Genomic DNA, 22,461 nt, shown 5'->3' with positions numbered 1-22,461 from the left:
TCACGATTGAACGTAGACCGTCTTGACAGCGCTGTAGAATTCGCGCGCATAGGCACCCTGCTCGCGTGGACCATGGGATGATCCCTTCCTTCCGCCAAAGGGCGCGTGATAGTCGACACCAGCCGTCGGCAAATTGACCGTGACCATGCCCGCGCTCGATCGACGCTTGAAGTCCGATGCAAATTTCAGCGAAGTGGTGCAGATGCCCGAAGACAGGCCGAACTCGGTGTCGTTGGCAATTGCCAGCGCCTCTTCGTAGTCTCTAACTCGAATGACGCTGGCAACCGGCCCAAAGATCTCCTCACGGTTGATCCGCATTACGTTTTCGGTATCGGTAAAGAGCGCTGGCGACAGGTAGTAACCCGGCTCGTCACATATGAGCCGTTCGCCTCCGTAGACGAGGCGAGCTCCCTCTGCGCGACCGATCCCTACATAAAAGAGATCTCGCTCAAGCTGGTCAGCGCTCGTCACCGGACCTATCTGGCTGTCGGGTTTCAAAGCATGGCCCACCCGAAGTTTGACGAGTTGCTCCGTCAACCGTTCGACAAAACGTGCGTGGATTCCATCTTGCACAACCAAACGGCTCGATGCCGTGCAGCGCTGTCCAGTTGAGTGGAAGGCACCGTTGAGCGCGACACTCACGGCAGAATCGAGATCGGCATCATCAAGTACGATCAGCGGGTTCTTCCCTCCGAGTTCGAGTTGGACTTTCTTACCCCGCTCAAAGCAGGCGATACCGATGCGCCGACCGGTGGGAACTGAACCGGTAAAGCTGATGCCACGGATTCTTGGCGATTCCACCAGGATCTGGCCGACTTGCGGCCCTGGACCCATCACAAGATTGAAAACGCCCTCGGGCAGTCCGGCTCGCGAAAGAATTTCCGCCAGCGCCCAGGCGGACCCCGGTACGAGTTCAGCAGGCTTGAACACAACCGTATTGCCATAGGCGAGAGCCGGCGCGATCTTCCAGGCGGGAATGGCGAGAGGGAAATTCCATGGCGTGATGATGCCTATCACGCCTTCGGGTTCGCGCAGCACTTCTACCTCGATGCCCGGACGAACCGACGTGATGCGCTCGCCATTCAACCGTAGCGCCTCACCTGCGAAGAACTTAAACACCCGCCCGGCGCGCACCGCTTCGGCGACGCCTTCCGAGAGTATCTTGCCTTGCTCCCGTGATAGGAGTTCACCAAGTCCGTCGCGCTGGATGAGGATCTCTGTTCCGACGCGATCGAGAATGTCGGCACGAACCTCTGGACTGACTCGCGACCAAGCCGGAAAAGCTAATCCGGCAGCCTCGATGGCGCTTTCGACGGTGTCTCTATCCGCATTTGCGTACAGCCCTACAGTGTCGCGAATGTCACTTGGATTTATGTTCTCAACAAAACTGGACCCGTCAACCCAAGCGCCGGCAACGAAATTCGGATAAATGGTCAATTAGATCTCCTCACTGTACGATCGGGTCCCGCAACGCCTGAAAGCAGGCGCTCGGCGATCATGGTTCCGATTGGGATTGCGGAAGTGGCCGCCGGCGACGGGGCGTTGCAGACATGCAGCATCCGCTCACTTCCGATGAACAGGAAATCGTGCACGAGCGCGCCGTCCTTCAACACAGCCTGCGCTCGGATGCCAGCAAGGGGGGCGCCAAGATCGCTGAGCTTCAACTCAGGACAATATTTGCGGCACTCCTCAAGATAAGCGGCCTTCGACATGGAGTTTCTGAATTCGCGGACACCCGAACGCCAATTCTCGGCAAGGACCCGCCAGAATCCGGGAAAGGTGGCCATGCCAGCGACGTCGGCCAGATTTACGCTGCCCTTGCGATAGCCCTCCCGCGCAAAGCCGAGCACGGCGTTGGGTCCGACGATGACACTGTTATCGATCATGCGAGTCAGGTGGATCCCCAGGAATGGTAACTCGGGATCGGGAATCGGATAAATGAGATGTCGCACCAGGCCCGAACGCGCCTGGGGAAGTGAAAAATATTCACCTCGGAAAGGCACAATCTGGTGCGCTATGTCCAAGCCGGCCAATTTCGCCAGTCGATCCGACTGGAGACCGGCACAGGCAACGAGGCGGCGAGCGAGCAACACTGAGCCACCGGCACGCAAGGCGACGTGAGTGCTCTCCTCCCTGATCGACGTCACAGGGGCGCCCAGCCTGATCTCGGCCCCCCGTTCTCGCAACCCCTCCGCCATGGCGCCGCAGACGGCCCGATAATCGACGATGCCGGTCGAAGGCACTAACAACGCACCGACTCCGGCTATGGCAGGCTCTATACGGCCAAGCCTGTGCCCACTTAGCCGTTCGACGAGTATGTTATTGAGCTTCGCGCGCTCCTCCAGCGCCTCCATGCGCTGGAGTTCGCGGTCGTTGGTAGCAACCAGCAGTTTGCCACAGGTCTCGAAAGCGATGGCCCGGCTACGGCAGAACGCCATAGTCGCTTCTGCTCCCTCACGGCATAGTCGAGCCTTCAGGGAGCGGGGTTGATAGTAGATCCCCGTGTGTATCACACCACTGTTGTGGCCCGTCTGGTGCGTGGCAAGCGCCTTCTCTTTCTCAAGTAGAACGATCCGGGCTCCCGGTTCGGCCTTCGACAGAGCCATAGCGGTTGCGAGACCGACGATGCCTCCACCAATCACGCAATAGTCGAACGCAGAGTATTGAGCGGCACGGGTCGCGGTCATACGTGCTGCCCGCCGTTGACGTGGATCTCCGCGCCGTTGATGTAAGATGATGCACTGGTGCAAAGAAGATGGATCGCCTTCGCCACCTCTAAGGCATCGCCGATGCACCTCAACGGCACTTCAGCTGCCACGAGCTCGTCGGTCCCGGGAGACAAGATCGAAGCTTCGATCTCGCCGGGCGAGATGGCGCTTGCACGCACGCCTCGCCCATCAAACTCATGCGCCAATCCGCGCGTCAGCGACGCAAGAGCAGCCTTCGAGGCCATATAAGCGACACCCGCAAAGGGATGGACGCGCTCGCCTGCAATCGAGGTGACGTTGACAATCGAGCCCCTGGGAACCTCCAACTCCGTCAGCAGGGCCCGGACCAACAGTGCAGTCGAGACAAGGTTGACGTCGAGTACTTGCGCCCACGTCGCGGCATCCGTTGTGGCGACGCCGAGCCGAGCTTTGCTTGGACCTTCTGGGGAAATGTCAGCGTTGTTGACGAGGGCTTGCGGCCTGGCGTTCAGCAGGCGCCCGCGGACGCGCGCAGCGAGACGATCAATTTGAGAGTCATCTGACTGATCAGCCTGGATGTGATCTTCCCGCCCCGCTAGCCATGCACATTCCTCCGCAAAGGATTGCCGGGAAACCGTAAGAATCCGCCAGCCCCGTTCCTGAGACAGTTCGGCGGTGGCGTGGCCGACCCCACGACGGGCGCCGGCCAACAGCATGATTGGTTGATCACTCAACAGCAGCTTCCGTCCATTTGGATGTTTGATGCATCATGACTGAATGCAGCTCGCTTGACAAGGTCCCGCTGACCGCCACAACGCTATTCTTCCGAAATAAGCAAACGTTCTGGCTTGCTGGGACTAGCCCTCAAACTCTGCACGATTTCCGCACGGCCCCGTCTCGAGCTTAGGAGGTGAGTCCAGCAAGCGGATTTGGCGTGCGCAGCGCCCCGAAGCCCCTAAGCGAAGATCGGACAAGTAAAAAACAGGCCCGACAAGGCGTGCATGAAAATAAAACTCTACATCACTGTATCAATGCGTAATGAACCAGACGCGTTGCAGGATTACGGATTACGGAGCGGGAGATCGTTAAATCTGCCTGAATAGGAACGATGACCGTTTGATCGAAATCGTCGAAAATAACGATATGAAACATCTTGAAGATGAACATTATGGCTAGCTAATTGCCTTCCAGTCGAGACAATACTTTACATGACGTTGAGCCAGATCAGTCCGATTGCCTCTTCGCTCAGAGCCACCACGCCTGGGGGGGACCGCTTTCATTTAGCCCTTCGCCCGAATGCCGGAACCACAATTGAGCAGGCCGATCAGCTACGCCTAGCTGTACCAGCTAGAAGGTGATTTCGGCACACCACTTTCGAAGTCCAGTTCATGCGTAGCGATTAGAGCTGCTCCTTCGTCTCGCTCGATCTCCTCGATCCGAAGCCAACTTTCCACCATCGCATCGGGATTCCAGAGGAGACCCGGCAACGCCCTCTGCCGCATCTTTGCGACCAGATACGTTGCGTCCGCCAGCAGGAAGAAGCTCCTACCAGGCCCCGATCTAACGAGAAGGGATTGATGACCGGGAGTATGCCCCGGTGTGGGAACCAACAACAATGTGCCATCGCCGAAGAGATCGTATTCGCCCTCTATGAGGTGCCAGTTCAAGTCATGCTCAAAATCGGCGCGAACATAAGCCGCCCGCTGGTAGATAGCGGGATTGCGCGCAAATTCCAGCTCCGGTTTCTGGAGAAAAATCTCTGCATGCTTGAACCATTCGAGTGCACCGGCATGATCAAAGTGAAGATGCGACTGCACCACAACCGGGATATCTTCTGGTCTAAGCTCAAGTTCTGCCAGGCGGGGCACCACCCAATCCTCCGGCTGCATGACCACATCGAATGCGTCCGCGCCATTGCCCAATCTGCTCCTTGGATTGGTTCGCAGATCAGGATGTCCCGCCGTATCGAACAGCACATTCCCCCTTGGATGTGTGATAAGGTAGGCAAAATAGGGATTGAACATCTTCGTCCCAACATTGGGGTCGAATGGATCGAATACAGCCATGTCCATCTTGTCGCCGCCGCAGAACAAGGCGTAGATTCTAATTTCGCCAGTCTCGCAATACGAAACGGTCATTGGCATTCCCCCTACCCTACCGGACTGCATCCGCTTTTCCGAAAAGGCCGTGTGGATAAAATGTAAACACGCCAATGATCAGCGAGAGGCTGATCGCGTCCCGGAATGGCAGCAACCAGTCTGGGAGATAGGCACGAAGAAAGACCTCGAGGCCGCCAAGCAGGAGGCCTCCGACAGCAGCTCCCGGCAAGCTGCCTAAACCGCCAACGACGACCGCGATAAAGGCCTTGAGCAGTGGCAAGACACCCATGATTGGGTCGACGTTTCCTCTCTGAAAAATCCAGAGTGCGCCGGCTACCCCGGCGAACAGACCTGAAATCGCAAAGGCTATCAGAATGACAGCATTGGCGTTAACACCCATTAATTGAGTTGTGCGGAAGTCCTGCGCTGCGGCGCGCATCGCCACGCCAATATGTGTTGTCCGTAAAAACGCCACCAGTGCAACCACCGACACAAGCGACGCGAGGATGGCAATGAGCGGAACAATACCTACGTTGAAGGCCCCGATCGTCCAAGCACCCGACAGCCCTTGAGGAATAGCGATGGCCTTGGGACGCACTCCAATAATATTTTGAAAAAGGACATGCAGGATTGAACTGACCGCGAAGCTCGTCAGCAACATCGTGACTATGTCGGCATTGCGGAAAGGACGAAACGCCACGAGCTCCATGACAACTGCCGCTAGTGCGGCGGCGGCCAGCGATAGCAGCACGGCCGCACCGAACGGCATGCCCATAGCAAGCAGGAAGAAAAGGACGTAGCCGCCAATGGTCATCAACTCGCCATGGGCAAAATTGATGAGATTCATCACCGAAAAAATCATCGCGAGTCCAATCGCGATCAAGGCGTAGGTGCCACCCAATGCCAGTGCGTTTATGATTTGCTGGAGAAAGAACTCCATCGTCAGACCCCAAAGTAAAGATCACCGAGATTGCCGCGCCTGCGCAAATCGGCACTGCTTCCTGACACTGCCACCTCACCACCCCGAAGGACGAAGGCCGTGTGCGAGATATCGAGCGAGACTTCCGCGTTTTGCTCAACAAGCAGGATGGTGGTTCCTGTCTTGTTCAATAGGACGATCAGATCGAAGATCTGATCAACGATGTTCGGCGCCAGCCCGAGAGAAGGTTCATCCAAAAGCAGAAGCTTCGGTTCCGACATCAACGATCTGCCGATAGCCAGCATCTGCTGCTCACCGCCAGACAAGGAGCCAGCCTTCTGGTTCAAGCGTTCACTCAGACGCGGGAATAGCTCCAAGACACTTTCCCGGATGACCTTTCCGCGGGCACGCAACTTCGCTGTCCCTGCACTGCCCATGGCCAGATTCTCGGCAACTGTAAGCCCTGGAAAGACCTTACGACCTTCAGGAGTTAGCGTCATTCCGACACGCACCAGTTCTTCTGTACGCGCCCCCAAAATCGTTTTATCGGCGAAGGTCAGGCTATCTGCAGTTGAGGGTAGAAGTCCCATACACGCCGCCAGCACCGAGCTCTTGCCGGCACCGTTAGCGCCCAACAGTGCGACGATGGTTTGCTCCGGCACCTCGATGCTCACACCGCGAACCGCATGAACCGGCCCATAGCGAACGTTCAAGTTGCTCATCGTCAGGATCGGCTTCCTGCGAGCAGTGGTATCCGCCTTTGTGGTTTCACAGATGTCGTTCATGGCGCGGGAATCTTCGATGCATCGGGAATGATGTCTTCGACGTGCTGGGGCTTTCCATCAACGACCCGCACCAAGGCGACCTGCCGGTTCGGCACCCTGTTCATACCTTTGTACGTAATCGAACCTGTGGTGATTTTCAGATTCTCGATGTTGTTGAGCGATGCCAGCAACGCCCCACCATCAAGGTGGCCGCCAGCACCTTTTACAGTTGCGGCGATCACTTCGATCAGGTCGTACCCCAAGGCCGCAAAAATACTTTCTGGCGCTGATCCAAACTTAGCCTGATAGCGCTTGTTGAACTGACTGAGACGATTGCCAGCCTCGGGAAAACCATGCGTGGAGAAAACAACTCCTTCCGCAGCGCCACCGAGGGCAAAGGTGGTAGCGGTGTCGATTGCATCGGCGCTGAGCACCGGTATATCGACGCCAGCGGCTCGAAGCTGTTTGATAAAGGCCGGAAAATCAGGCTCGAAAGCCGAAGTCACTATGACATCGGGCTTGGGGGAGATATCCCGGATTTTGCTGACTTCGACGGAGAAGTCCTGCTGTCCCATCTTATAGCTGACCGTCGGAAGAACGTTGCCGCCGTCCTTCCTGAACACACTGGCGAAATACTGCGGCAGCTTTTCTGTATAAGGACTGTCCGGCGAGACCAACGTCAGGGCCGTTTTATAGCCTTGCTTCTCGGCGTACTCGGCCAGAGCCGTGCCCTGGATGTTGTCGGGTGTGGCATTCAGGAACAGATAGTCGCCGACATTGCCCGGCAAGATCGGCGGGGACGCACAGCCGCTGATGGTCACGATGCCTGCGGCCTGCCCGGCCTGGCCAGCGGCTATGGTGGTATCTGCATCGCACGGGGTCACTAGGAAATTGACCTGGAGACCAACCATCTCGTTAGCCATTACCGCAGTCTCGCCCGTGTCGGAGCGGGTATCGCGCGCAATCAGCTCAAGTTGCTTGCCGTCCACACCTCCCGTGGCGTTGATCTCTTCGACCGCCAATTCGGCCCCGTGCAGCAGAGGTTGATCGAGGCTGGCAAGTCCGCCCGTCTGGCCGCCGAGTAAGCCGATCTTGACCGTTTCGGCGTGAGCGATCGATATACCCAGCGCCGCAATAAAACTCGCAACTTGTAGATACCGTTGCATTATAATCCTCCTGGAATATGCCCGGTCAGACGGTGGCCGCGGATCGCCGCCCTAAATAAGCTTCCCTGACAGCAACATCTCGTGTCACTTCCAGCGGGCGCCCAACCGTGAGAAGTTCTCCCTTGTTGAGGACGGCTATCCGTTCGCACAGGTTGACGACGAGATGCATGTCATGGTCGACGATGATCAGGCCGATACCCCGTTCGAGCACCAGGCGGCGCAGCGTGGTGAGGAGATCGGCCGTTTCGACTTCGTTCAATCCTGCGGCGGGCTCGTCAAGAAGCAAGAACGCCGGATCGTTAGCGAGGGCGCGGGCTACTTCCAGCCGACGCTGTTGGCCATAGGCAAGCGCACCTGCTGTCCGGTCGGCGAGCGCCTCGATGCCCATATTCTTGAGCAGTTCCCTGGATTTGGCGTCGAGTTCACCCAGACCAGCAGAGCGAAGGTGCTGAGCCATCGCAGCCTTCACATTCTCAAGAACTGTTAGACGAGCAAAAAGCCGGATCGTCTGGAAATTGCGTGCGATCCCGCGCCTTGCCACCGCAAACGAGGGCAAATCGCTGATCATCTCGCCCCCAAGGAGAATAGAGCCCGAAGACACTGCGTGAGTACCGGCGATGCAGCCAAGTAAAGTTGTCTTTCCAGAACCGTTAGGGCCGATCAGTCCAAGAACTTCCCCTGGGTTGACCGTCAGAGACACGTGATCAACTGCCCGTAGACCACCATAAGCTTTGCTGACGTCGACAAGAGTCAGAGGACTCATCCTCTGTTGTGAGGTGGCATCAGGATCAGCCCATTTCGTCGGCCCCGTTTCACGAAGACGTGCAGTCTTGCTCCAAACATGCGTAAAAAAATCCTCGACCTCACGTGTCCCAACAAGCCCTTCCCTACGGCAATAGAGTACGATGAGGATAGCCAGACTGAGCCCAATCGTTGTCAGCCCGAAGATCTGTGGCACGGCGAGACCGAAGATTTGGAAGCCATTTTCCAGACGTCGCAAAATCTCGGTGAGCAATGTAATAGTGGCAGTCCCCAAGACCGCGCCCGTGACGCTGCCCATGCCCCCGACCACAAGCATCACGATGTGGGCGAACATCATATCGAGGAAAAGACTGCGGGCCGAGAAGACCGTCACCGAATGTGCGAGCACGATGCCCGCCACTCCGCAGATGACCGCACTGAAGACGAATGCCCAATAGCGGGCCACTCGTATGTCAATGCCACAGGCAAAGGCAGCCGCCTCGTTCTCACGTCCGCATCGCGCGAACAAGCCCAGGATGGAGTCCTTATGTAGCCGGCATAGAATGAGAGCCAGGACGGCGAAACCGGTGGCTATGGGCACAGTGACAAGAGGCGGAATTCCGAACATCGCCTGGCTGCCACGGGTGACACCTTGCGCGCCGATGATCACGGAGTTCACCACGATCAGGAAGCCAAGCGTGGCTATCGTGGCTGACGCACCACTTAGTCTGCAGATTGGAATGGCGACGACTGCGGCGATCAGCGCGACGCAGACAAGCGTGATCGAACTGGCGGCGAAGAGGCCTAGTTGAGCGCCTTGCAGGAAATCGGGAAGCAGCGGCAAGGACGAAGCCTTGACAATGGGGGGCATTGTCAAGGTGGCGGAGATTTGCGCACCCAAGGCGATGAAGCCAACATGCCCGAAAGACAAAATACCCGTGTTCCCGCTATAGGCATTCAGCCCAAGAACGGCGATTAGGTAGAAGCAAAAATTCATGTAGACCAGCTTGGGAGCCGGTGCCGCACCGCCAGCGATCACTGCCAGAACGAGTAATGGCAAGGCAAGCAACGCAGCCGAGAGAACGGCCTTCTGCGAGAAATATCGGCTCATTACCTTCATGCGGCTCCCTCGTCGCAATGCCCCAAGTCCGCGCGTTGGCGATGAAACGCATCGCCTTCTGCGTCGCCACTGAGCACGAGGAATTAAGGAAATCTGGAAAGATGGCTCAGTTGGTGAAGTTTATTGATGTGTGGTGAAATGGCTCGGAAGGTTCCGAACCTTCTGGATTGGCAATTTCGTCAGTCGTGATCGGCATAAAGGCAGAGTCGGAAAGTACAGAGGACGGACGTTATTGAGCTAATGAAGAGCCAAGCCGCCCTGCCCCCCGCAGCATCGGAGGCCAGCCCGAATAGCGCTCGCGGCATTGTTGAGCTTTACGAGACCACGTTCTGTAGGTTGGAATAGAAGCCGAATCCAAAACAGGCATGAAACGCCAACGCTGCCTTTGCAACGCCAGAATGCAAACGTCGCGAGAAAGGAACAGGGCCAGCAAACAAGGCTATTCGACGAATATGTTCAGCGCTGATTGTTGCGGGCCGCTCCGGAGCCACGGTCAGCACTTCACCGTCCCCCACCACGAGCCCACGCGATAGGTCTTGAGCTCAACAAAAATCACCCCGCTGGTCAGGACGGTTGCATCAGTTGTCACAGCGACTTCGATTTGAGCGTATTCCATCCCGAACTCTTGCTCCGCGATTCTCTTATGCTGCGAAACCATGATGCATCATACATCCAAATGTCAATTCACTCAAAAGTATTATGTCGGGCTATTTCATAGAGTGGTCGCGGTCTTCACCTCCCGCGCGTGCGGCGTCTCCTTACGCCTCGCCAATCCGCAGCCGATCGAAGCAATACTCCACAAATCGCCGAGCGAGATCGGTCCCAATAGCCTCATCGCTCAGGGCCACCTCACCTCCCTCAACATTCACGCTCCAGTTCAAAACATTTCGGACCAGGCGCCGTCTCAGCGTCTCAAGGCGAGCGGCACGATCCTCCGGACGAGATTCGATATTCTCAACGATGAGCAACATCATCGCATCCACCATCAGGGCCATCATGATGCCGAACTGATCTTGATTGGGCGCCGAAAATTGAATGGAGATCCGTTTCATTCAAGCGTTCCGTCCCGTTATTACATGCCATCCGCCATCAACGGGACTCTTTGGGAGAGGGCCACACGCCGCAGCCCGACCACTGATATCGCTAAGGCGAACATTTCCGCCCCGTCAGATTGACAAGGCAAACCTTCGTACGTCTTGTTGTTGGCAAGATCGGCGCCGGGCATAGTTGACACTCATTGTTGCGAAGGCTGTCGGCAAGATCGATGCCAAAGACCTTCAAATAACCCTGCCTGTCTCCCTTCAGCCTTCACAATCGAAAGAATACCGAACCGGAAACACGAGTTCGCGCAACTGGCTCTTTCGGGTATCATCTCTCAATCCCAGGATGGCGAATACTTGTGGTCGCGGAACAGTTCCGGCAGCCCAGAGACCTGTTTGAAACGCAGCACCTCCTCGACGTCCATGCCCAACTCGCGAGCCACGTCGATCTCGTTCCAGCCCGCGCGCAGCAGCATGACCACAATGTCAGTCATCGGCAGCACGCCGTGCACTCCGCGCGCGCGGTTGTGACGGATCGTGGCCGCGATGCGGTCAGCCTGGTCCTTACGCCCGGCGCGAATCGACACCACCGGGACGTAGCCACGCAGCCGCTTTCGGATGCTGCCCGGCTTCTTGCACACCTGCTGACGATGGAAGCCGTCGACAACCACATAATAATTCGGCGCTTCCTCGTGCGTGACGATGGGCTGGGTGAAGCCGTCGGCTTCAACGGACAGCGTCAACAACTGCATCTCAGGTGGAGCGACTGTGTTGGGATTATAATCATTGCCATGCACTCGGTCACAGCGCACCCACTGCACGCAATCCACCGGCTCGTCGGCAAATGGACTGTGTGCATGCAAATGCTGTCGTATCCGGTTAATGGCTTCGACTCGCTGGCCTAGCGGCAGGCTATCCAACTCCCGGAACAGACCCTCGGCTCGCTGCACCAGTTTTGCCACTTGTTGCATGTCGGCTCCTTACCAAGGTCACCCAGCTTCCTCGGGCGCTTCGCACTTGAAATCCATATGGCTCCAGACAGGTCGCGCAGGACCGCTGTGCTCGCATCGAACACTCGAGACCAAGGTCATCGATGTACTGCAGCACTTGCTGGCGCAGCATGCGGAACAGGCCATGCCCGCGGGCCTCGCTGCGCAGGTAACCCTCGCGGATGCGCACGAGATCTGACTGCTGCTCAAGGCTGATGAAGCCAAGAACGCGCATCTGATCCTTGCGCCTCACGACGAACCATCGATAAAGCGGCCCGTCGTTGAGCGGGTACCCGCCGCATTCGCGGCGCACCACGGCGCTCGCGAAGAAGCGCCCCATGACAGCGAAAAACGCCGCTTCGTCGGCCGATGAGCGCAATTGCTCGAACACGCAATCTTCCAAACGGATCATGATGATCTCTCCTGGGTCAGACCCAGCATGTCGATGTCGCGGCGCGCGTAACCGAAGGACAGCGATCGAGCCATGTCCTGCTTGAGCAGCGACATGGCCACGCGCCGCCAGGACGGTTGTTTCTTGCGGTTCTCAAGGGATGGCACACCAGCGTCCGGCCAACGCGCCAGCGGATAACCGTGTTGCGCCCACCAGTTGATGAAAGTCTCGATACGGCGCTGATAGACCATCCGCAGCGGCTCTGGCATGCTAGCCAAAAGGAAGTAGCTATATTGCCGCCAAGTGCTGAAGGTCGGAGGCAGGCCTAACCCACCGCGATAGCCGAGCAGCCGCTGACGCGAGTAGCGCGCCGCGTAATTGGCGCCGGCCACGCGCCGGACGACACGAAACCACGTCTCGGGCTCAACCCGGTGGAACAGATCCAGCCCCTTGCGCTGATCGTCACCATATGGCTGACAAATTCGCATCTGGGAGAATGGTACACCGGCCAAGTGCATATGGTCGTAAAGGCGGTTGTAGGGATGACCGTTCTCGCCAGTGTAGCGCCACACATCCGCGAACTTCCAATCGTAGATCGGGAAGAAGGTCACCGCCCGTCCGCCCGCGAGATCGCGTGCGCTCCACTGGATGGCCGCGGCCGCGCCGCGTGGCGTCCAGGCGGATTTCTTGACCCGTGCCCGACGTTTGACCGCGAGGTAGCGGTTGAGAGATTCGTCGGAGCGAATGCCGACGAGGAAGGCCGTGGCTACGTCCTGCGCTAACCACTCGTTGAAGGCTGGGACGAACTCCTCGAACTCCATGCGGTGCCGGAAAAAGGAGAAGAAGGCCGGATCATTGATGACCGATGGGTGTGTTGGCATGGGGCGCACCCAATCCACCTCGCGGCCCGGCTCCCACGCACACCAATAAGGCTCTTCCAGACTGGAGGCATTGCGCAGATTGAGCGGCAGGCAGATCCACCACGGCCGCACATTCTCATACGCGAACACTTCATCGACATGCTCGATAGTGGCCCGATACTGCCCCTCAAGGTCGATGAACACGGCATGCACGGGACCGCGCCCCATCTCGCGTCCCACTTCCAGCGCCAGATGCAGTAGGACCGAACTATCTTTGCCGCCCGAGAAGGCCACACAAACGCGCTCGAAATGTTCGAAGACGAGCCGAATGCGGGCCCTAGCAGCGTCATAGACATCCATGTCTTGATAGCACTTGCCCCCCACAGATTCCGCCATCCTTCCTTTGCTCTGTGTTCATTCCAACGAACGATTGATGCTTTTGGTTATCTTACCAGCGGTAGCGGACGCCGAGCGTGCCACGCGCGGCATAGTTGTCGGCGGAGCCGGAGGAGATGGCCAGCGCATAGCTAGCCTCGCCATAGGCGCTCCAATGGCTGCCCCAAGTGTAGCTGCCGCCGACACCAACCTCAGCCCACAGCCGCTGCGGCTTTTGCAGCAGCGTCACATCATTGATGCTGACGGAGGTCCCACCAAGGAACTCCTCCTTCAGATTGCCGATGCCGTAGAGCTGCAAGCTTTCGAGCTGGCCGCCACGGCCGCGCCAAGCATTGATATACTCACCGCGTAGCCCGACGCGCCCCTTTAAGCTATCGCCGGAGGATAGCCAGATGTTGTTGCCGAAGCGGTCGCTGAAGCTGTCGAAGTCGACATGGGTCCAGTACAATTGTGCCTGCGGTATCAGTGCAAATCCGTCGCCGAGATCGAAGCGCTGTCCCACTTCACCACTCACCACCGATGCCCAGCCCTGGTTGGTACCGGACTTGATACTGAGCGAAGTGTCGTAACCCGTGAGCTGCACGACACCATCGGCATAGAAGCCTGAGCTACCGAGCCAGGTCGCATTGAGGCCGCCGCCATAGGTGTTGCTGTAGATCGAGCCTTTGCCACGCGAGTGTCCAGAAACCGGGTCCGGCGTGAGATCGACTTGAGTGTTGGAGGTGCCGCCGAAGACATAGCCACCGACTGTGAGTTGGCCCAAGGCATTAGAGAACACCGTGGCGTCATAACCGGCCTGCAGGAAACTCAAGCTTTGCTGATAGCGGACACCGACGGAAGGACTGGTCGAACCATATTGCCCGCCGACCCGGGCCCACGCGCCCTGGCCGTAGTCGGAAGTGTTGACGCATCCTTTGGGTGGTGCTTTGTACTTAAGGCCGCGGTCTTCCAGATTGCTTGCTGTGCACGAGTAATCGCCAAGCCAAATGCGGTTGCTATTACGCTGGGTCAGAGTGCCGAGAGTTGCTTCGGCATCGTTTATCATGGTGTCGGCATAAGGCAGTGCGGTCTGCGCCAGCGGCGAAAGCAGGGGCTTACCGGGCTGCTGCGGATTGTTCGGTGGAGGCTCAGGATTGTTCGGTCCCACCGGTGCCAGCATCGAGCGGAGATACCAGCTTTGTGCCACCGTTTCGCCGGCGCCCGAAGCGCCCGGACCACCACGATAGATGTCATAGTCGTAGGGACCGACCGATATCGCCGCTGGAATAGAGAACGCTCCCGGAGCCGAAGTGGCCCCATTGATCGCACTGACGACGAGAATACCATTGGTCAGAGTTTGCTCACCGGGACCGCCGACATTGGCGAATTGCAGCTGTGTCTGGCCTGTTGCCGAACCACCGTTGAGCACCAACCGATCCGATGGCGCATAGTCCGCTCCGAAATAAGTATCGAAGGTGATGCGGCCACCAGTGCCGCTGTAGCGTCCGGTCATCACAGTCTGGTCGCCGACGATCCCGTTCTGCATCTGGATGACGCCGGCGTTGTTGAAACCGCTTAAGCCAATGCCGTTGAAGGTGGTTGCGACCGGCGCTGTTGCGCCGTTGGCAGCGGCAATTACCAAGCCGCTGTTATTGATGGCACCCTGGCCGCCATTGATCGCCGAGCCATCGAACCAATTGGTTCCGCCCGCGGTGTTCCAGGTGCCGATGTTGGTGAAGGTGTTGAGGATACCGGGTGCGAAGTCGACCGTACCGGTTACGAGCTTGCTGTTGTTGATGGTTGTCGGCCCATGGGCATTAGTCGTGGCGCCGTGACCACCAGCCGCCAGGATGGCGAGATCGGTCGACAAGCCCGAAAGGTTCCGGATTATGCCGGTGTTATCGATGGTGACCGACTGAGCGTTGCCGGGGGTCACACTGATGCCGCTACGCAGCCCCTGCACCAGACCGCCATCGTTGGTGATCGTTGTCGCCGCGCTCGCGCTCGAATTTGCGGTGATACCGTCCCACAGCGTTCCCGTGACTGTTCCGGTCGTGGTGATATTGAGCTTGCTGCCGACAGTGTTGCTGTTGTTCAGCGTTCCAATGCCGGTGGCGCCACTGGCGTCGACCGCAGTAATGGATACGTCGGTCCCAGTTTGGCTGTTGAGGGCAATGATACCGTAGTTGTCGGCAGCGTTACCGCCCGAGACCTGCGCGGCGGTCACTGTTGTAGTGCCAACTCCGAAATTCACCGCCCGGATGCCCACGTTCGCCCCTGCAACGGCGCCGCTGGCCTTGATTGTGAGATCGGTTGCTTCTGCTTGGTTCTGCGCAAAGATGCCGTCGTGTAAATTGCCTCTGACTTCACCGGTGGTCACTATCGTGGAGGAGCCGGAACCGGTATGAGATTGAAAGATGCCAGTACCATTGCTTATGACGGCACCATTCGCAGTAGTCGATACGGCATCGGCGGCGAGACCATCTAGCACTTTGATACCGAAATTGCGGTCGGCTGTGACTACACCGTTCGCTGTTACGGTTGTTGTTCCGAAACCATTGTTGTTGACACTGATCCCATCGGTACGACCTATCACGTCGGCCTGCGCAACGACCGACAGGCCGGTGCCGTCGCCGTTAACGTTCTGTGCTAAGATGGCGGTTCCATCGGTGCTGATGATCTTACCGGTGGTGGTCAAGCTGAGTTTGCCAACACCATTATTTTCAACAGCGACCCCGAACATGCCACCTGTGACGCCTGCGGTCTTAACGGTAACTGGATCAGCGTCCTCATTTGCAGTAGTTACTTGGACTCCATAGATGCGCGGCACCGGCGCTGTCGCCGGATCTGTCGGGCCAATTTGTCCTCTCAGGTTCACATCAACGGTACCGATACCCCTGTTCGTTATACGTGCACCGATGTATGAGTCGGCGATGACAGCGGCGGTATCGACCGTAACGTTACCGGTCCCGCCCTTCATTGCTATGTCGAGGGCCGGTGTGTTGGGGACCATACCGGGAATCGACGATACGGTTGATCCGGGCACCGCATCGATGAACGTCACATCGCCGATGCCACCAACGAACATCTTGGAGGTGGCCTTAAATTGGTCCTGTATCGTAACGGTGATGGGTGTGTTGGGGCTGATTATTGTGGGCGCTCCCGTGCCGAAACAACTCCAGTTCGTGGCATCGGTCTTCACACATTCCGCGTAAGCAGCGGCTGTCATGAACATCGTCAATACGGCGGCGATCGCGCCAACGCGTGACACACTCGAAATCCGGCAAAACGCCGTTGCATACGCAGCGCTTCCGCCAATCGTGACAAAGCGTCCAATCGCGACGCCCGACGAACCTTCGGCGGCGATCGATGACCGGGTGCCTACAGCAATCGACTCTTGTGCTGCTGCAGTTACAAACGCTTCCAAATTCGCAGTCGGATCGTTACTGCGACCGACATCGATAGATGACGCGTCATTTGCGTTCGCCCGTGCACCCGCGGCGGTTGCGCCATCGGCCATGGCACTGGTGCCAAGCGTCGATGGCCATACAACGGTGGCCCCTGAAGCTCCCTTTTCCATCCTGTTTACCTCCGCCGGCATACATTTCAATTGCCGATCAATCCCATCGGCCCGCGATTATTTGCCCCTCCCGAGATCCGCTGCTCCTGATCGCCCGTTTCAATCGGAGGCTGGCATCGATTGCTCAGCCTCACACTGCCTGATGCGTTCCGCATACAAGGCAAGACGCTTGATCCGACTGCCCCCCTCCTCGACGCCCCGCTCTTCCGGCCCGTTAAAAGGCGCGATTGTCTCGGCGAAGTGGCAAGCCACTTCATGCTGAGGTGCGAGCTGATTGAGGATCGGAGCCTCCGTCCGACAACGATCTTGCACAAATGGACAACGAGTATGAAAACGGCACCCGGAAGGCAGAGCCAAAGGACTCGGCACATCTCCGGCTAGAACGCGCCAGTTGCCGCGCGACGTCGGATCAGGTTCCGGAACTGAGGCCAGCAGCGCACGCGTGTAGGGATGGCGTGGATTCGCAAAGAGGGAATGCCTGCTGGCAATCTCCACCACTTGGCCAAGATACATCACCGCAACCCGATCGGCCATGTGCCGCACGACAGCCAACCCGTGGGAGATAAACATGTAAGATAAATTGAACTCGCTCTGCAGATGCTTCAGCAGATTGATCACCTGGGCCTGGATTGAGACGTCCAAAGCAGAAACAGGCTCATCGCACACAATGAGTTTTGGCGAGAGCGCGAGGGCTCGTGCAATGCCGATCCTCTGGCGTTGGCCACCTGAGAATTCGTGCGGATAGCGCGTTGCGTGGTAGGGTGCGAGGTCAACGCGCCGTAGTAAATCCATCACGTGGGCCCGGCGCGATGCCAGCGTGCCCTTGCCGTGCACCAGCATCGGTTCCGCAATCAATTCCTCCACGGTCATGCGTGGATTTAGACTGGAATATGGATCCTGAAAGACCATTTGCATGTCCTGACGCAGGCCACGCAGTTCACGGGGAGGAAGAGCTGTGATGTTCCGTCCCTCAAACCAAACGGCGCCCGCGGTCGCATCGATCAAACGCATGGCAATCCGCGCGATCGTTGACTTTCCGCAACCACTTTCGCCCACGATGGCAAGCGTCTCGCCCGGATCGATGCAGAGACTTACGCCATCGACTGCACGTACTGTCCCGACTTGCTTCTGCCGGATAATCCCTTTGCGAACAGGATAATGCTTCTCGACGTTTTCAAGCTTTAAGAGCGGTGCGATCATATGTGCGCCTCCAGGGGGGCCTTTCGGCAGGCCACGAAATGCCCAGAGCCGATCACACCAAGGTCAGGCAAAACCTGACGGCAATCGAGATCTGCAAAGGGGCAACGCGGATTGAAGCGACATCCAGAGGGAAGCTGAAAAGGCGGCGGCACCAGGCCACCGATGGCAACCAGCCTGTCAACGTGTTGGTTTACCCTCGGCATCGAACCAAGCAGCCCGATCGTATAGGGATGCTGAGGGTCAAGGAACAGTTCTCTGACAGGCGCGTGCTCCACGACCGTCCCTGCGTACATGACAGCAACATCGTCAGCAATCTGTGCAACAACGCCGAGGTCATGGGTGATAAGCAAGATTGCCATCCCCGTCTGTTGCTGCAGTTCCTGCAACAGACTGAGAATCTGTGCTTGGATGGTCACATCGAGGGCAGTCGTTGGCTCGTCCGCGATGAGAAGATCCGGTTCGCACGCGAGCGCCATCGCAATCATGACCCGCTGCCGCATGCCGCCGGAAAGTTGGTACGGATATTCATGGAACCGCCGCTCCGGCGCCGGAATCTTTACCCGGCGCAGCCCCTCAATCGCTCTGTCACGAAGCTGCCGTATCGATGCTCTTTTATGCGTACGAAGAGCCTCAACCAATTGATATCCGATCGTATGGACCGGATTAAGACTCGTCATAGGCTCCTGAAAGATCATGGCAATGCGATTGCCACGAATATCCTGCATCTCTCCTCTAGAGAGCTTCAGCAAATCAAGCCCGCCGAAATGAACTGCTCCACCAAGTACGAGGCCCGGCGGCGGGACGAGCCTCATGATTGAGAGAGCGAGCATGCTCTTGCCGCAACCGCTCTCCCCCACAATGCAGAGAGTTTTCCCGCGAGCGATCGACAATGAAACATTATCGACCGGACGAATATCGCCGCTAGCCGTCTTAAACGACGTGGAGACATTCTGAAGTTCGATAACAGTCGTCATGATGCGTTGTACCGTTCAACAGAAGGATAGGTGCCAGACACCTACCAAGGTCGAAATTATGTTGTTTGCATGCGCCGCGAACTTGCTCAGCAGGAGCTACCCTCAACGCTTCAACTTCATGTCCAGGCCCTTATACAGGCCGGCTCCCCACAGCCCGTGGACGCGCGCGTCCTCCACGCGATCGCCTGAGACTAGCCACAGCGGCTCAGACGCGAGAGGAACCCAAACGTTCGCCTCGGTCAGCAATGACTGAACCTCGCCTATGGCTCGTTTGCGGTCTTCGGCACGCGTTGCCGTCGTCGCCGCGGCGAGCAACTCGTCGGTCTTCGGGTCTTTCCAGTTCATCCTATTAGGCGTTGGTATTTGCCTGCTGGCGAAATAGCTGTTCAGCGCCTCGGTCGCCGTGACATAGGGATAGGACATCAAAAGTGCGTCGAACTCTTGGGTCGAAAGCTTGCTCCACACGATAGTGGCGTCCCAGAGTTGAACTTTCATCTCGATACCAATTCTCCGAAGATCGGCCTGGATCGCTTGTGCGATCATCTCGAAGAACGGCATACGGATTCCATAGACGGTAAAGGAGGCCCGCAATCCATCCTTTGCGCGAACACCGTCAGCGCCCTTTAGCCACCCAGCTTGATCGAGAAGTGCCGCAGCACCCGCCGGATCATATTTCGGCATCTTCTTCGCTGCCTCGGCGTCATAGTCGGGAGCATTCGCGTTCAAGAGACCGGGCAATACCGAGCCGACGCCGTGAAAGACGGCCTTAACAAGGGCCTCCTTGTTAACCGCCATGTTCACCGCTTGGCGGATCGTTCTGTCATTCACAACTGGCTTATCGACCTTGAAGCCCATGTACACGTCATAGATGTAATGTTCCTGCTGCTGCACAGTCATGCCAGGAAACTTTTGCATCACTGGAATTGCGAGATATGGCAAATTGTAGGAGAGATCCGCCCGCCTCGACTGAAGCGCAGCCATCAATGTGTTGTCTTCTGGGATGATCTTCCAGACGATCTCGTCGATCTGCGGCCGCGGATCTTTGTAGATCGGTGAGCCCCAATCGTAATAGGGATTCTTCTTCATCACCATCTGGTCGCGTGGCGTCCAACTCACCCAGCAATAAGGCCCGGTGCCATTAAATCCTTGGACGCCAAAGTTCGGGCCGAGCTTCTCAACGGATTTTTTGTCGACGATAGAAGCAAAGTACAGTGTGAGCTGGTACAGAAGGTCGCTATTTGGTTGCTTCAATTCATAGACAACTGTGTAGTCGTCCGGCGCGCGCACATCCCTCACCTGGCCCGCGCGAGTGGCCGTTGGTGATTTGTTAGCAGGGTTAGTCCAGCGCTTAAGAGAATAAACAACGTCTTCGGCTGTCATCGGGCGCCCATCGCAGAATTTCACGCCCTTGTGTAATTTGAACGTATATGTGAGGCCGTCTGGCGAAATCGTCCAGGAGTCGGCGAGGCCGGGCTTGATCGTCTTCATGTCGAAGTCGATCGTGACCAACGTGTCCGCGAGCATGAAAACAATCTCGGCCGTAGCCGTGGCGGTCGTGCTGATTGGGTCATAACTACTGGCATCAATCTGACGCAGAATAGTGAGGGGCGCCTTTTGCTGCGCGCCGGCCGGCCATGGGAATGTCCATCCAGCAGAAATTGCCGCGAGCAACAGACCTGTGTTCAGATACCTCATTGTGCTCCTCACTCTTTCTGGTTCTTATCTTCTCAGCTTCGGGTCGAACGCATCGCGCAGGGCATCGCCGAGGACATTGAATGCCAGGACGATGAGGAAGATCAGGAAGCACGGCAGAGCTGTAATGTGAGGGGCGAAGAAAAGGACGTCACGTCCTTCAGCAGCCATCGCTCCGAGTTCAGCGACTGGTGGTTGCACACCCAGCCCGAGAAATGACAGGGCGGCCCCAAAGAGAATGACCTGGCCAAAGCTCATCGTCACAACAACAAGGACGGTTGATAGGCAATTTGGCAGTAGATATTTTCGGAGTATCCGCCCATTGCTCATGCCAATCGACCGAGCACTCTCTATGTAATCCTGCTGCAAGACAACAATGGCCGCGCTCCACATCACACGAGCTGTGGAGGGGAGCGAAGCAACGACGAGCGCGATGATTACGGTCGCGACCCCCGGTCCAAAGATCGACGCCACCGCGAGCGCGAAAAGGATCGCAGGAAAAGAGAGGAGCACGTCCATCAGGCGCATCACCGGGCCTGTAAGTCTCGGATAAAAGGCCGCGACAAATCCGACCGCACCACCTGTCGTACACCCGATCAGAACGGACGCGACGCTCAGCAGCAGCGACATGCGCAGGCCATAGAGCAAACGGGTGATCATATCCCGCCCCTGCGTGTCCGCACCAAGCCCACCAAATTCGCTTGGACTTTTCAATGTATTTGCGAGATCGTTGCTATATGGATCGGTCGGTGCCACCAAAGGAGCGAAGACCGCTGCAAGAACAGCAAGCAAGACAAAGAGCAGCGCCAGGCAGGCACCGGGGTCCGACAAAAGGATGAAAAGCGTGGAAGGACGTCGAACGGCAGTAGGTTGATCGTCTACTTTCGCCACTGCGAGCGGAACTTGCGTTGTCATTCTCACACCGCGCCCCGAACTCTCGGATCAAGAACGGCGTAGAGCAAATCAACCGCGATGTTGATCAGGATGAAACCGACGGACAGGAGGATGACCGCTCCCTGAGCAACCGGAACGTCGGCCGACACAATCGCACCGACGATTAGGCGCCCCACACCAGGCCAGCTAAAGACGGTCTCGGTGACGACCGCGCCGCCGAGCAAGAATCCGATCTGCAAACCGATCAGAGTTACAACTGGTATGAGTGCATTGCGCAATCCGTGCCGAAGCAGAACACTACGTTCGGGCAGGCCTTTTGCGCGTGCAGTCCTCACATGGTCGGCGCCAAGAACATCAAGGACCGATGAGCGCGTCATTCGGGCGACCGGCCCAACAAATATCCCACCTAGAGTCACGGCAGGCAGAATGATCCCCTGCAGCCCCTCCCATCTCCAAACTGGACCGGCGCGGCCAGTAAAAGGCAGGATTGGAAATCGGTAACCGAACAGCCAGACAAGCGTTAGACCAAGGAAGAACACTGGCACCGATACACCCGCCACAGAAAGCGCCATAATGGCGCGGTCAAGGATCGAGCCGCGCACATAGGCCCCCACCGTACCCAACGTTATTCCCAGCGGGATTGCCCAGATCAACGACGTCACCATCAGTTCGAGCGTAGGCCCGACAGTGCTCCCGAGCTCTTGCGAGACCGGGACATTGTTGATGATCGATACGCCGAGATCGCCGTGAGCGAGTCGACCCAAATAGATCAGAAATTGCCACCAAAGCGGCTGATCGAGGCCAAGCTCGTGCCTGATGGCGCTGAGCACGTCTTGTGTCGCCATTGGCCCAGCCCGCACCATCGCCGGATCCGCAGGCATGACCTGCATTAACAGGAATCCGAGCAGAAGAACGCCGAGCAGTATTGGTACGCCCAACAGGACGCGTTGCAACGCTTGCCGCAACATGG

Annotated in this window: 19 protein-coding genes; all 19 read right to left on the bottom strand. The window is 57.5% G+C overall.

Annotated features, from left to right (window positions below; genetic code table 11):
- Positions 1 to 1,437 carry an aldehyde dehydrogenase family protein gene (locus tag J2R80_RS09670; RefSeq protein WP_253638450.1) on the bottom strand — a complete coding sequence of 479 codons (1,437 nt, stop codon included), beginning with the start codon at positions 1,435 to 1,437 and terminating at the stop codon, positions 1 to 3.
- Positions 1,434 to 2,687 carry an L-2-hydroxyglutarate oxidase gene (gene lhgO, locus J2R80_RS09665; RefSeq protein WP_253638449.1) on the bottom strand — a complete coding sequence of 418 codons (1,254 nt, stop codon included), beginning with the start codon at positions 2,685 to 2,687 and terminating at the stop codon, positions 1,434 to 1,436. The genes J2R80_RS09670 and lhgO overlap by 4 nt, the downstream gene beginning before the upstream one ends.
- Positions 2,684 to 3,403: an SDR family NAD(P)-dependent oxidoreductase gene (locus tag J2R80_RS09660; RefSeq protein ID WP_253640952.1), complete on the bottom strand. Its 720-nt coding sequence runs from the start codon at positions 3,401 to 3,403 to the stop codon at positions 2,684 to 2,686. Before J2R80_RS09660 ends, lhgO begins: the two co-directional genes overlap by 4 nt.
- Before the next feature lie 618 nt (positions 3,404 to 4,021).
- Positions 4,022 to 4,825 carry an N-acyl homoserine lactonase family protein gene (locus J2R80_RS09655; protein WP_253638448.1) on the bottom strand — a complete coding sequence of 268 codons (804 nt, stop codon included), beginning with the start codon at positions 4,823 to 4,825 and terminating at the stop codon, positions 4,022 to 4,024.
- Positions 4,826 to 4,841: 16 nt separating this feature from the next.
- Positions 4,842 to 5,726, bottom strand: a complete 885-nt coding sequence (locus J2R80_RS09650) for a branched-chain amino acid ABC transporter permease (protein WP_253638447.1) — start codon at positions 5,724 to 5,726, stop codon at positions 4,842 to 4,844.
- A gap of 2 nt (positions 5,727 to 5,728) precedes the next feature.
- Entirely contained in the window at positions 5,729 to 6,490 is a 762-nt protein-coding gene (locus J2R80_RS09645; RefSeq protein WP_256527823.1) for an ABC transporter ATP-binding protein, read from the bottom strand.
- A complete protein-coding gene (locus J2R80_RS09640; RefSeq protein ID WP_253638446.1) occupies positions 6,487 to 7,635 on the bottom strand; it encodes an ABC transporter substrate-binding protein in 1,149 nt (382 codons plus the stop codon). Before J2R80_RS09640 ends, J2R80_RS09645 begins: the two co-directional genes overlap by 4 nt.
- Positions 7,636 to 7,660: 25 nt before the next feature.
- Positions 7,661 to 9,496, bottom strand: a complete 1,836-nt coding sequence (locus tag J2R80_RS09635) for a branched-chain amino acid ABC transporter ATP-binding protein/permease (protein ID WP_253638445.1) — start codon at positions 9,494 to 9,496, stop codon at positions 7,661 to 7,663.
- A 493-nt stretch (positions 9,497 to 9,989) separates the two neighbouring features.
- Positions 9,990 to 10,154, bottom strand: a complete 165-nt coding sequence (locus J2R80_RS09630; RefSeq protein ID WP_253638444.1) for a hypothetical protein — start codon at positions 10,152 to 10,154, stop codon at positions 9,990 to 9,992.
- Between the two features lie 100 nt (positions 10,155 to 10,254).
- Entirely contained in the window at positions 10,255 to 10,548 is a 294-nt protein-coding gene (locus J2R80_RS09625; protein WP_253638443.1) for a hypothetical protein, read from the bottom strand.
- Between the two features lie 323 nt (positions 10,549 to 10,871).
- Positions 10,872 to 11,507: a ParB/RepB/Spo0J family partition protein gene (locus J2R80_RS09620; protein ID WP_253638442.1), complete on the bottom strand. Its 636-nt coding sequence runs from the start codon at positions 11,505 to 11,507 to the stop codon at positions 10,872 to 10,874.
- Positions 11,449 to 11,937 carry a hypothetical protein gene (locus J2R80_RS09615; RefSeq protein WP_253638441.1) on the bottom strand — a complete coding sequence of 163 codons (489 nt, stop codon included), beginning with the start codon at positions 11,935 to 11,937 and terminating at the stop codon, positions 11,449 to 11,451. The genes J2R80_RS09620 and J2R80_RS09615 overlap by 59 nt, the downstream gene beginning before the upstream one ends.
- On the bottom strand, positions 11,934 to 13,136 hold the full coding sequence (locus J2R80_RS09610) for a DUF3440 domain-containing protein (protein ID WP_253638440.1): 1,203 nt from the start codon (positions 13,134 to 13,136) through the stop codon (positions 11,934 to 11,936). The genes J2R80_RS09615 and J2R80_RS09610 overlap by 4 nt, the downstream gene beginning before the upstream one ends.
- A gap of 88 nt (positions 13,137 to 13,224) precedes the next feature.
- Complete coding sequence (locus J2R80_RS09605) at positions 13,225 to 16,731, bottom strand: autotransporter outer membrane beta-barrel domain-containing protein (protein WP_253638439.1); 3,507 nt, start codon at positions 16,729 to 16,731, stop codon at positions 13,225 to 13,227.
- Positions 16,732 to 16,830: 99 nt separating this feature from the next.
- Positions 16,831 to 17,931: an ABC transporter ATP-binding protein gene (locus tag J2R80_RS09600; protein ID WP_253638438.1), complete on the bottom strand. Its 1,101-nt coding sequence runs from the start codon at positions 17,929 to 17,931 to the stop codon at positions 16,831 to 16,833.
- Positions 17,928 to 18,905, bottom strand: a complete 978-nt coding sequence (locus J2R80_RS09595) for an ABC transporter ATP-binding protein (RefSeq protein WP_253638437.1) — start codon at positions 18,903 to 18,905, stop codon at positions 17,928 to 17,930. Before J2R80_RS09595 ends, J2R80_RS09600 begins: the two co-directional genes overlap by 4 nt.
- A gap of 102 nt (positions 18,906 to 19,007) precedes the next feature.
- Positions 19,008 to 20,600 (bottom strand): ABC transporter substrate-binding protein, encoded by a 1,593-nt coding sequence (locus J2R80_RS09590; protein WP_253638436.1) that lies wholly within the window; start codon positions 20,598 to 20,600, stop codon positions 19,008 to 19,010.
- Between the two features lie 24 nt (positions 20,601 to 20,624).
- Positions 20,625 to 21,512: an ABC transporter permease gene (locus J2R80_RS09585; protein WP_253638435.1), complete on the bottom strand. Its 888-nt coding sequence runs from the start codon at positions 21,510 to 21,512 to the stop codon at positions 20,625 to 20,627.
- Positions 21,513 to 21,514: 2 nt separating this feature from the next.
- Complete coding sequence (locus J2R80_RS09580) at positions 21,515 to 22,459, bottom strand: ABC transporter permease (RefSeq protein ID WP_253638434.1); 945 nt, start codon at positions 22,457 to 22,459, stop codon at positions 21,515 to 21,517.
- Positions 22,460 to 22,461: the final 2 nt, after the last annotated feature.

This window comes from Bradyrhizobium sp. USDA 4541 (assembly GCF_024171085.1).
GTDB lineage: Bacteria > Pseudomonadota > Alphaproteobacteria > Rhizobiales > Xanthobacteraceae > Bradyrhizobium > Bradyrhizobium australafricanum.
The sequence above is the reverse complement of the archived record's forward strand: the minus strand, read 5'-3'. Positions and strand labels throughout refer to the sequence as shown.

Coding starts and splice junctions, on each gene's coding strand:
- lhgO (WP_253638449.1), bottom strand. CDS start 2,687: ATGACCGCGACCCGTGCCGCTCAATACTCTGCGTTCGACTATTGCGTG.
- J2R80_RS09660 (WP_253640952.1), bottom strand. CDS start 3,403: ATGCTGTTGGCCGGCGCCCGTCGTGGGGTCGGCCACGCCACCGCCGAA.
- J2R80_RS09655 (WP_253638448.1), bottom strand. CDS start 4,825: ATGACCGTTTCGTATTGCGAGACTGGCGAAATTAGAATCTACGCCTTG.
- J2R80_RS09650 (WP_253638447.1), bottom strand. CDS start 5,726: ATGGAGTTCTTTCTCCAGCAAATCATAAACGCACTGGCATTGGGTGGC.
- J2R80_RS09645 (WP_256527823.1), bottom strand. CDS start 6,490: ATGAACGACATCTGTGAAACCACAAAGGCGGATACCACTGCTCGCAGG.
- J2R80_RS09640 (WP_253638446.1), bottom strand. CDS start 7,635: ATGCAACGGTATCTACAAGTTGCGAGTTTTATTGCGGCGCTGGGTATA.
- J2R80_RS09635 (WP_253638445.1), bottom strand. CDS start 9,496: ATGAAGGTAATGAGCCGATATTTCTCGCAGAAGGCCGTTCTCTCGGCT.
- J2R80_RS09630 (WP_253638444.1), bottom strand. CDS start 10,154: ATGGTTTCGCAGCATAAGAGAATCGCGGAGCAAGAGTTCGGGATGGAA.
- J2R80_RS09625 (WP_253638443.1), bottom strand. CDS start 10,548: ATGAAACGGATCTCCATTCAATTTTCGGCGCCCAATCAAGATCAGTTC.
- J2R80_RS09620 (WP_253638442.1), bottom strand. CDS start 11,507: ATGCAACAAGTGGCAAAACTGGTGCAGCGAGCCGAGGGTCTGTTCCGG.
- J2R80_RS09615 (WP_253638441.1), bottom strand. CDS start 11,937: ATGATCCGTTTGGAAGATTGCGTGTTCGAGCAATTGCGCTCATCGGCC.
- J2R80_RS09610 (WP_253638440.1), bottom strand. CDS start 13,136: ATGGATGTCTATGACGCTGCTAGGGCCCGCATTCGGCTCGTCTTCGAA.
- J2R80_RS09605 (WP_253638439.1), bottom strand. CDS start 16,731: ATGGAAAAGGGAGCTTCAGGGGCCACCGTTGTATGGCCATCGACGCTT.
- J2R80_RS09600 (WP_253638438.1), bottom strand. CDS start 17,931: ATGATCGCACCGCTCTTAAAGCTTGAAAACGTCGAGAAGCATTATCCT.
- J2R80_RS09595 (WP_253638437.1), bottom strand. CDS start 18,905: ATGACGACTGTTATCGAACTTCAGAATGTCTCCACGTCGTTTAAGACG.
- J2R80_RS09590 (WP_253638436.1), bottom strand. CDS start 20,600: ATGAGGTATCTGAACACAGGTCTGTTGCTCGCGGCAATTTCTGCTGGA.
- J2R80_RS09585 (WP_253638435.1), bottom strand. CDS start 21,512: ATGACAACGCAAGTTCCGCTCGCAGTGGCGAAAGTAGACGATCAACCT.
- J2R80_RS09580 (WP_253638434.1), bottom strand. CDS start 22,459: ATGTTGCGGCAAGCGTTGCAACGCGTCCTGTTGGGCGTACCAATACTG.